Annotated in this window: 10 protein-coding genes; 7 read left to right on the top strand and 3 right to left on the bottom strand. The window is 64.0% G+C overall.

The window, feature by feature from the left end:
• A partial coding sequence (locus tag EN984_RS12865) for a YbhN family protein (protein WP_164765456.1) occupies positions 1-343 on the bottom strand: 343 nt, incomplete at its 3' end.
• A gap of 376 nt (positions 344-719) precedes the next feature.
• Between EN984_RS12865 and EN984_RS12860 the strand changes: the two genes are divergently transcribed.
• Together EN984_RS12860 and EN984_RS12855 are read left to right on the top strand one after the other, a co-directional pair.
• Complete coding sequence (locus EN984_RS12860; RefSeq protein ID WP_127272689.1) at positions 720-2078, top strand: Ppx/GppA phosphatase family protein; 1359 nt, start codon at positions 720-722, stop codon at positions 2076-2078.
• Between the two features lie 22 nt (positions 2079-2100).
• The gene (locus tag EN984_RS12855) at positions 2101-2898 is read left to right on the top strand and encodes an RlmE family RNA methyltransferase (RefSeq protein WP_127272688.1); all 798 of its coding nucleotides are present in this window, start codon (positions 2101-2103) and stop codon (positions 2896-2898) included.
• 69 nt (positions 2899-2967) lie between these two features.
• Here EN984_RS12855 and EN984_RS12850 read toward each other — a convergent pair whose 3' ends face one another.
• Positions 2968-4389, bottom strand: a complete 1422-nt coding sequence (locus EN984_RS12850) for an MFS transporter (protein WP_127272687.1) — start codon at positions 4387-4389, stop codon at positions 2968-2970.
• A gap of 287 nt (positions 4390-4676) precedes the next feature.
• Here EN984_RS12850 and EN984_RS12845 point away from each other — a divergent pair, with 287 nt between their 5' ends.
• From EN984_RS12845 to EN984_RS12825, 5 genes are all read left to right on the top strand, one after another.
• Positions 4677-4922: a type II toxin-antitoxin system prevent-host-death family antitoxin gene (locus EN984_RS12845; protein ID WP_127269485.1), complete on the top strand. Its 246-nt coding sequence runs from the start codon at positions 4677-4679 to the stop codon at positions 4920-4922.
• A complete protein-coding gene (locus EN984_RS12840; RefSeq protein ID WP_127269486.1) occupies positions 4919-5374 on the top strand; it encodes a PIN domain-containing protein in 456 nt (151 codons plus the stop codon). Before EN984_RS12845 ends, EN984_RS12840 begins: the two co-directional genes overlap by 4 nt.
• Positions 5375-5530: 156 nt before the next feature.
• Positions 5531-7033 carry an IMP dehydrogenase gene (guaB, locus tag EN984_RS12835; RefSeq protein ID WP_127269487.1) on the top strand — a complete coding sequence of 501 codons (1503 nt, stop codon included), beginning with the start codon at positions 5531-5533 and terminating at the stop codon, positions 7031-7033.
• Entirely contained in the window at positions 6984-7607 is a 624-nt protein-coding gene (locus EN984_RS12830) for a hypothetical protein (RefSeq protein WP_127269488.1), read from the top strand. The genes guaB and EN984_RS12830 overlap by 50 nt, the downstream gene beginning before the upstream one ends.
• Positions 7608-7644: 37 nt before the next feature.
• Positions 7645-8064, top strand: coding sequence for an MAPEG family protein (locus tag EN984_RS12825; protein WP_127269489.1), 420 nt, complete (start codon positions 7645-7647; stop codon positions 8062-8064).
• Between the two features lie 49 nt (positions 8065-8113).
• Here the strand turns inward: EN984_RS12825 and EN984_RS12820 are convergent.
• Positions 8114-8757, bottom strand: a 644-nt coding sequence (locus tag EN984_RS12820; RefSeq protein ID WP_206517425.1) for an HRDC domain-containing protein, incomplete at its 5' end; no start/stop codon positions are given.

Below are 8757 nucleotides of genomic sequence, written 5' to 3'. Positions count from 1 at the left end.
GGCCTCGGGTACCATAGGCGCGGTAGCGGATGACGGCGCCGGAAAACACCGAGCCGCCAATGTTGTGCGACAGCGCATAGGTGGTGAAGGAGCACAGCGTGACGAACAGCCACGACACGCGCTTGCCGATATGCAGGAGCGCGATGTGGTCGTAGCCGGCAAGCGAGGCATAGGCGATGATCGAACTCAGCGCGGCAAGGATCCAGCCCCGGGTCGGAATGGCGGTGATACCGTCCCAGACGTCGTCGAGCGAAACGCCGCGCAATTCGTGCCAGAGCAGCAGCAGCGAGAAGATCACGGCGGCGATGCCCACAACCGGCCAGAAATAGCGTCTCCAGTTCATTGCCTGACTGCCATGCGTTGCGGGTCCGCTTCCTTTTCGTGGCTGGTGGGAGGCCGGCTTTGCCGGATTCTTCCGCTCATTTCAGAAATGCCTCATCGAAGCCGGCTATTCAACCGCGAACCCTTGTCGCAGCGTCGGCCGGCTAGATTTGCCGCAGTGAGCGGCCGAAAGAGGTGCCGGCAGGCGTAGCGCCGGCAACTGCGGCGTGCGGGTTCATTACGCGGCCGCCCCGGAACGGCGGTTTGCGGCCTGCCGGCAAAATTCGGCACGCGGCTCTTGGTGATCGGGCGCGGCGCTGTTAGTCTGGCGGCAACTTAAAACACTGAAGCGCCTGCTGCGTCCATCATAGGTTCGCGCGGCGCCGGAAGGAACGACAGTGGAAGACCACGACACCGGCGCCGGCGCGCCGGAGGTGGGCGTGTCCAGCGCTTCCCGGCGGTCGGCTGGCCCGGGGAATGCAAGCTGGCAGCAACGCCGCCCGACGGAGCTCCGCTCCGCGGACGGGCAGGCGGGCGACGCACCCCACAAAGGCAAGCCCAAGAAGCGGCGCAAGCGAAGGCGCGGGCGCAAGGTTTTTGCGCGCGACGAGACACGTCCCACGGAGAATCGATCGCCGGCGCCGGGCGAGACCGGTGTCCCGGCGGCGGAGGCCCACAGACCGTCGGAATCGGTGGCCTCGCCCGTCGCTGTGGTGCCACGGCCGGAACAGAGCGCCCGTCGGCCGCCGGTCCAGGAGCTTCCGGTGTTTGCGGCGCTTGACCTTGGCACCAACAATTGCCGGCTGCTGGTGGCCGTGCCGACGCGGCATGGCCAGTTCCGCGTCATCGACGCTTTTTCGCGCATCGTCCGGCTGGGCGAGGGGCTCACCGCCAATGGCCGGCTCGGCCAGCCGGCGATGGACCGCGCGGTCGAGGCGCTGAAAATCTGCGGCGACAAATTGCGCAACCGCAAGATCAGAAAAGCCCGGCTGATCGCCACCGAGGCCTGCCGCACGGCCGAAAACGGCGTCGAGTTCATCGACCGCGTGGAACGCGAGGCGGGCCTGAAGCTTGAGATCATCGACCGCCAGACCGAAGCGCGGCTGGCGGTGTCCGGCTGCGGCTCGCTGGTCGAGCGCGACACCCAAGGCGTCGTCCTGTTCGATATTGGCGGTGGTTCGTCGGAAATCGCGCTCATCGATCTCGCTGGCCGCCGTTCGCCAAGGCTGGCCAATCATATCGTGTCGTGGACGTCGCTGCCGGTCGGCGTCGTCTCGCTGGCCGAGCGCTTTGGCGGCCGCACGGTGACGCGCGAGATCTTCGCCGCCATGGTCGACGACGTTGCCGGCCGGCTGGCCAGCTTCGACGGTCGCGATCGGCTGAGCCATCTCAAGGCCAGTCCGAATTTCCATCTGCTGGGCACGTCCGGAACCGTGACGACGCTGGCCGGTGTCCACCTTGAGCTCGAGCGCTACGATCGCCGCCGTGTCGATGGGCTGTGGATGGACCGCGACAGCGTCGATCGCATGGTCGAAAGACTGGTTGGCTGGGATTTCCAGCAGCGCTGCGCCAACCCTTGCATCGGTGCCGATCGCGCCGATCTGGTGCTGGCCGGCTGTGCTATCCTCGAGGCGATCCGCGCCGTGTGGCCGTCCGAGCGGCTGCGAGTCGCCGATCGTGGCCTGCGCGAAGGTATTTTGAGCGAACTGATGGCCGATGATGGCGTCTGGCGCAACGATGGGCGTGGCAGAGCGTGAGCCCGAACCGAAGAAATAAGCAATGACCAAGAAACCGGAAAAACCAGGATCAGCCAGCATTCGTGTGCTGAAGACGCGGATCAAGAAGAAGAGCGGGCTGAAGGAATCGTCGCGCCGCTGGCTGCAGCGCCACATCAACGATCCCTATGTCCAGCGCTCCAAGGCTGACGGCTATCGCTCGCGCGCGGCCTACAAGCTGATCGAGATCGACGACAAGCATCATCTCCTGAAACCCGGCATGAAGGTGATCGATCTCGGCGCCGCCCCCGGCGGCTGGTGCCAGGTCGCCGCCGCGCGGACGAAATCGACGGCCGACAAGCCGCATGTCATCGGCATCGACTATCTGGAAATGGACGCCGTGCCAGGCGCCCCGGTGCTGCTGATGGATTTCCTCGATCCGCTGGCGCCGCAGAAGCTGGCCGAGGCGCTGGGTGGGGATCCGGACATCGTGTTGTCCGACATGGCGGCACCGACCACCGGCCACAAGCGGACCGACCATATCCGCACCATGCATCTGTGCGAGGTGGCGGCCGATTTTGCGCTGTCGGTGCTGAAGCCGGGTGGGCATTTCCTCGCCAAGACCTTCCAGGGCGGCGCCGAAAACGAGCTGCTCTCGATGCTCAAGAAGAACTTCCGCTCCGTCCATCACGTCAAGCCGCCGGCGTCGCGGGATGAATCGGTCGAGCTCTATTTGCTGGCCAAGGACTTCAAGGGGCGAGAGGCCGGTCCGCCGTCAGGCGGATCGGAACGTCCAGTGGACGTTCCGAAGGCCTCGAGCGCCCGGAGCCATAGCGAAGGGCCGGGGGACGCCGACGACTGACAGGGCACCGCCGGTCCGCCGTCGGGCGAATCGGGCCGTCCAGAAGGCGAGGCCGAAGCGTAGCTGCCATCAGTTGCCGGGTGGGCTCACCGTTTCCAGCGTCTTGGGTGTTGTCAGCCGGCCGTGACCGGAGATGGCGTTGCCGGCATCGGGTGCCAGCCGGACGAAGGATAGCGATGCCGCCGCCGAGACCGCTGCAACGATGAAGAAGGCAATGTGGAAGTCGTCCAGCGACAGCGGGCCGCCATGGATTGACGTCGATACTTCCAGGATTCCGCCGGCCAGCGCCACGCCGAGCGCGACCGACAACTGCTGGAACACCGCTGTAATCGGCGTCGCCTTGCTGGTGTCTTCAGCCGAAACCTCGGCATAGGCGAGCGCATTGACGCCAGTGAAGAACATCGATCGGATGAAGCCGCCGACGAGCAGCATGGCCAGCATCAAGAGATAAGGTGTGTCGGGTGTGAACAGGCCGTTGATGGCGATCGAGGCGGCGGCGACCAGCGAACCGACAACCAGCACGCGGCGGAAGCCGGCGACGCGGAAGATCAGCGCGGTGACGAATTTCATGCCGATGGCGCCGATTGCAGAGACGAAGGTGATCATGCCGGACTGGAACGGCGTCAGCCCAAAACCGATCTGGAACATCAGCGGCAGCAGGAACGGCACAGCACCAATGCCGATGCGGAACAGTCCGCCGCCAAGCACCGAGGAGCGGAACACCTGGTTGCGGAACAGTTCGAGCGCCAGCAGCGGGTTTTTGGCGCGCCGCGCGTGCAGCAGATAGAGCGCCCCCGACACGAGGCCGACCGTTACGGTGGTGACACCGACGATTGGCGGCAGATAGGGCAAGCTGACCACCGACAGGCCAAACACCACCCCGGATGCCGCCAGCCCGCTCAGCACGAAGCCGATGAAATCAAGTGGCGGGGTCTGCGCGGGTTCGGTCTCCGGCAGGAAACGTGTTGCCAGCCAGATGCCGACCACGCCGATCGGCACATTGATCAGGAAAATCCAATGCCAGGTGAAATAGGTGGTGATGAAGCCACCGACCGGCGGTCCGACCAGCGGCCCGACCAGCGCCGGAACGGTCAGCCAGGACATCGCCGCGACGAGTTCGCTTTTCGGTGTCGCGCGCACCAGCACCAGCCGCCCGACCGGCGTCATCATGGCGCCCCCAATGCCTTGCAGAAAGCGGGAGACCACAAAAGCTGGCAGCGAACCGGAGAGCGCACAGGCTATTGAGCCGACGATGAAGACCGCGATCGCGGCACGAAAGATATTCTTGGCGCCGAAACGGTCTGCCATCCAGCCGCTGATCGGAATAAAGATCGCCAGCGAGACGAGATAGGCGGTCAGCGCCAGCTTGAGCGCGATCGGACTGGTGTGGATGTCGACGGCGATCGCCGGCAGCGATGTCGCAATGACGGTCGAATCCATGTTTTCCATGAAAAGGGCGACCGCCAGGATGAGCGGGATGGTGCGGTTCACAAAACGCGTCCGACTTGATTCTTTTACGGTTGACCGGGAGGCAAGCCAACATGCAGGGCGGTTATCATGGGCCGGCTCTGATGTCGCATTAATTTGCTGTCACTTTTGTGCGACTGCGGGGAGACAGGCAGTTCGCTTGGCCTGCCGCCGTGCCTAAATCAGAACTGCCGGGACGGCCAAGGTCTTCTCGTTCCGTCTCCAGGCGCTGGCCAAGCAGCAAAGAATAGCTTGCGAATGGCGATGTGTCACATTATTGTAGTGTATATAACTACTATATGGACTTTGTCATGGAAGAAGCCGTTTCGGCAGCCGATGCCAACCGCAAGTTCTCTCTCATCCTGCGCGGTGTTCGCGAAGGACAGAGCTACGTCGTGACCAGTCACGGACGCCCGGTCGCGCGAATAGTGCCCGCCGATCGACAGCAGGGTGTGGCTTCCCGCTCGCGCGTAGCGTTGTTGTCGCGCCTCGAGCGCCAGCCTGTTTTGGATGTCGGGCGCTGGACCCGTGGCGAGCTCTACGAGGACGAGCGATGAAGGTTGCGCTCGACACCAATGTCCTTGCCTGCGCGGAAGGGGTCAACGGTGCCGAGAAGCGCGATATTGTTCTTGAACTGCTGCGCAACCTACCGCAAGAGGCTGCTGTTATTCCTGTTCAGGTCCTTGGTGAGCTGTACAACGTTCTCGTCCGCAAGGCCGGAAGACCGCCTGTAGAAGCCCGGGATGCCCTTCTGGGCTGGCGCGACGCGTTTCCAGTTGCCGCGACAGTGCAAGACGTAATGATGATGGCGGCTGATCTGGCTACGGACCACCACTTCAGCATTTGGGACGCGGTCATTCTGTCCACCGCTTCCCAAACCGGTTGTCGGATGCTCCTTTCGGAAGACCTGCAAGATGGCTTCACATGGGGTGGGGTAACTGTCGTCAGCCCTTTCGCATCGCCGCGTCACGTTCTGCTCAATGCTCTCTTGGGGGAGTCTTCTGGATAGAACGCGAAACACCGAGACGATCGGCTTTTCATTGGCGCTTGGACGTGGTACCAGCCAGCGCCAATCCTGAAAGGGAAGAAACGAGTCGGCGCTGTCCATTCCGGTCCAGCGCTTTTTTGTATTCCCCCACCGCGTTTTATATTCAAGGGACTGGCCATGGCAAAAATCATCGAAACGTCCACTGGCGCATTGGCGCTGACCTTTGACGACGTGCTGCTGCAGCCCGGCCATTCCGAGGTCATGCCCGGCGAGACCGATGTCCGCACCCGCATCGCCGGCGACATCGACCTCAACGTGCCGATCCTCTCGGCGGCGATGGACACCGTCACCGAGGCCAGGCTCGCCATCGCCATGGCCCAAGCCGGCGGCATTGGCGTCATCCACCGCAATTTCTCGCCGGCCGAACAGGCCGAGCAGGTGCGGCAGGTCAAGAAATTCGAATCCGGCATGGTGGTCAATCCTGTCACCATCGGCCCCGACGCGACGCTCGCCGACGCGCTGGGCCTGATGCGCAGCTATTCGATCTCGGGCATTCCGGTGGTCGAGAATGGTGGCACTGGCGGCCACAAGGTCGGGCGGCTGATCGGCATCCTGACCAATCGCGACGTGCGCTTTGCCTCCGATCCGGCGCAGAAGGTCCATGAGCTGATGACCCGTGACAACCTGATCACGGTCAAGGAGAACGTCGACCAGGACGAGGCCAAGCGGCTTCTGCATCAGCACCGCATCGAAAAGCTGGTTGTCGTCGACAGGCAGGGCAACTGCGTCGGATTGATCACCGTCAAGGACATCGAGAAGTCGCAGCTCAACCCGCACGCCAGCAAGGACGCACAGGGCCGCTTGCGCGCCGCCGCGGCCACCAGCGTCGGCGATGACGGCTATGAACGCGCCGAACGTCTCATCGATGCCGGCGTCGACCTTCTGGTGATCGACACCGCGCATGGCCACTCGCAACGCGTGCTCGACGCGGTGACGCGCGCCAAGAAACTCTCCAACTCGGTTCGCATCCTGGCCGGCAACGTCGCCACCGCCGCGGGCACGCAGGCGCTGATCGACGCCGGTGCCGACGCCGTCAAGGTCGGCATCGGTCCGGGCTCCATCTGCACCACCCGCATCGTCGCCGGCGTCGGCGTGCCGCAGCTCTCGGCGATCATGTCGGCGGTCGAGACGGCGCACAAATCCGGCGTCTCGGTGATCGCCGATGGCGGCATCAAATATTCCGGCGATCTGGCCAAGGCGCTCGCCGCCGGCGCAAGTGCGGCCATGATCGGCTCGCTGCTGGCCGGGACCGACGAAAGCCCGGGCGAGGTCTATCTGCACCAGGGCCGCTCCTTCAAGGCGTATCGCGGCATGGGCTCGGTCGGCGCCATGGCCCGCGGCTCCGCCGATCGCTACTTCCAGGCCGAGGTGCGCGACACGCTGAAATTGGTCCCTGAAGGCATCGAGGGGCAGGTTCCCTACAAGGGACCTGTGTCTGGCGTGCTGCACCAGCTTGCGGGCGGCTTGAAAGCCGCTATGGGTTATGTTGGTGGCCGCGACCTTGCCGATTTCCGCGAGCGCGCCACCTTTGTGCGCATATCCAATGCCGGACTTCGTGAAAGCCACGCCCATGACGTCACGATTACCCGCGAAAGCCCGAACTATCCCGGTGGAGCCTGACCAGTACGGGCTCGGGCGGAACCTGACGGCAACGATCCTGCGGCTGTCTCGCCACGCAGGCGCGCTCTGTTTCCTGTCGGCGGTGGTTTTCATCGCCATGACGGCTTTGGAATTCTTCTATTTCCGCCAGTTGAGCGGCGGCTTGCCGTCGCTCGACATGCGCATTTTAGGGTTTACGCCGGACGAAGGCATGGCCTGGCTGACAGCGCTCGGCCGGCGCGGCGGCGAGATCATTCTCGTCTGGCACTATCTGACCTTCGACCTGTTGTTCCCGGCGCTGCTGTCGGTCACGCTGGTCAGCCTCATCCTGGCCACCGGCCGGCGATTGAAGGCTTTCCGCGTGCTGCCGGCGCAGCTGCAGTCGATTTTCGCGTTGGTCCTGGTGCTTCCCTACACGCTTGCACATTACGTTCAGAACTTTGCGGTGGCGCGGCTTCTGTCCGATTTCCTGTCGGCCAACCCGGACTCGCTGTCTTTCGCCTCGGCGCTCACCGTCACCAAATTCGCGCTTTTCGCCATACCGGTGATCGTCATCGCGGCCTTCTGGCTGGCGGGCCAGAAACGCCAGGCCTGATGCCGCACGCGAAGCCCAACCGGGCAGGGGGCACTTGATGAACCAGACCACGATCTTCTGGCCCGTTCTCGCGCATGTGCTGCTGATCTACATCGTCTACTGCGTCCTGGGTCGTCGCAGATACGGCGCAATAAGGTCAGGCGAGGCGAAGGCCGGTCAGTTCAAGGTGCGTTCGGCCGAACCGGCCTCCAGCGTCACCGTTGCCGCCAATCTCACCAACCAGTTCGAACTGCCGGTGCTGTTTTACGTGCTGTGCCTGACGCTGCACCTGACCAACGGCGTCAACTATCTGACCTTGTCGCTGATGTGGATTTTCGTCGCGTCCCGCTATTTCCATGCCTGGATTCACCTGACCAGCAACAATCTGCTGCTGCGCAGCCGGTCATTCTTCGTCAGTGCGGTGATTCTCCTGCTGGGATGGATCTGGTTCGCGCTGCACCTGCTCGGCGCGGTCTGAGCAGAGCGCTTCTGCCTTCTCCCACAGGGGAGAAGGGAAGTCCGTTCGCCTAAAGGTCGAACACCGCGATCTTGCGCTTGTCGAACTTGATGCCGATCTCGCCGCGTACCAGCTTGAGCGCGGCCTCGCCGAACACCGCGCGCCGCCAGCCTTGCAGCGCCGGTACGTCGGCTTCCTCGCCCTCGGCGGCGATACGGTCGATGTCGTCGCTGGAGGCCAGCACCTTGGAAGCGACGCCCTCCTTTTCGGCAACGATCCGCAGCAGCACCTTCAACAGTTCCGCCGCGGCGCTCGAGCCCTCGGGCGGCTGGAAACTCTTTGGCAGTTTCGGCATCTCTTCCTTGGGCAAGGCAAGCGCGGTGTTGACCGCGCCAAGCAGCGCCGTTGCCGTCGACGAGCGCTCCCAGCCCTTCGGCGTCGTGCGCAGCTTGCCGAGGGCTGCCGCGTCGCGCGGCGCCTGCTGCGCCACCTCGTAGATCGCGTCGTCTTTCAGAACGCGGCCGCGCGGCACGTCACGTTCGCGCGCCTCGCGCTCGCGCCACGCCGCCACGCCCTGCACGATCGCCAGTTCCTGCGGTTTGCGCAGCCGCATCTTCAACCGCTTCCAGGCGTCCTCGGGGTGCGGATCATAGGTTTCGCGCGAGGTCAGGACCTCCATTTCCTCGTTGAGCCAATGGGCGCGGTTTTCCCGCT

Source organism: Mesorhizobium sp. M7A.F.Ca.CA.004.12.1.1, from assembly GCF_003997835.1.
GTDB lineage: Bacteria > Pseudomonadota > Alphaproteobacteria > Rhizobiales > Rhizobiaceae > Mesorhizobium.
Note: the sequence above shows the minus strand (reverse complement) of the source record. Positions and strands in the feature narration are given on the sequence as shown.

Coding starts and splice junctions, on each gene's coding strand:
- EN984_RS12855 (WP_127272688.1), top strand. CDS start 2,101: ATGACCAAGAAACCGGAAAAACCAGGATCAGCCAGCATTCGTGTGCTG.
- EN984_RS12845 (WP_127269485.1), top strand. CDS start 4,677: ATGGAAGAAGCCGTTTCGGCAGCCGATGCCAACCGCAAGTTCTCTCTC.
- EN984_RS12840 (WP_127269486.1), top strand. CDS start 4,919: ATGAAGGTTGCGCTCGACACCAATGTCCTTGCCTGCGCGGAAGGGGTC.
- guaB (WP_127269487.1), top strand. CDS start 5,531: ATGGCAAAAATCATCGAAACGTCCACTGGCGCATTGGCGCTGACCTTT.
- EN984_RS12830 (WP_127269488.1), top strand. CDS start 6,984: ATGACGTCACGATTACCCGCGAAAGCCCGAACTATCCCGGTGGAGCCT.
- EN984_RS12825 (WP_127269489.1), top strand. CDS start 7,645: ATGAACCAGACCACGATCTTCTGGCCCGTTCTCGCGCATGTGCTGCTG.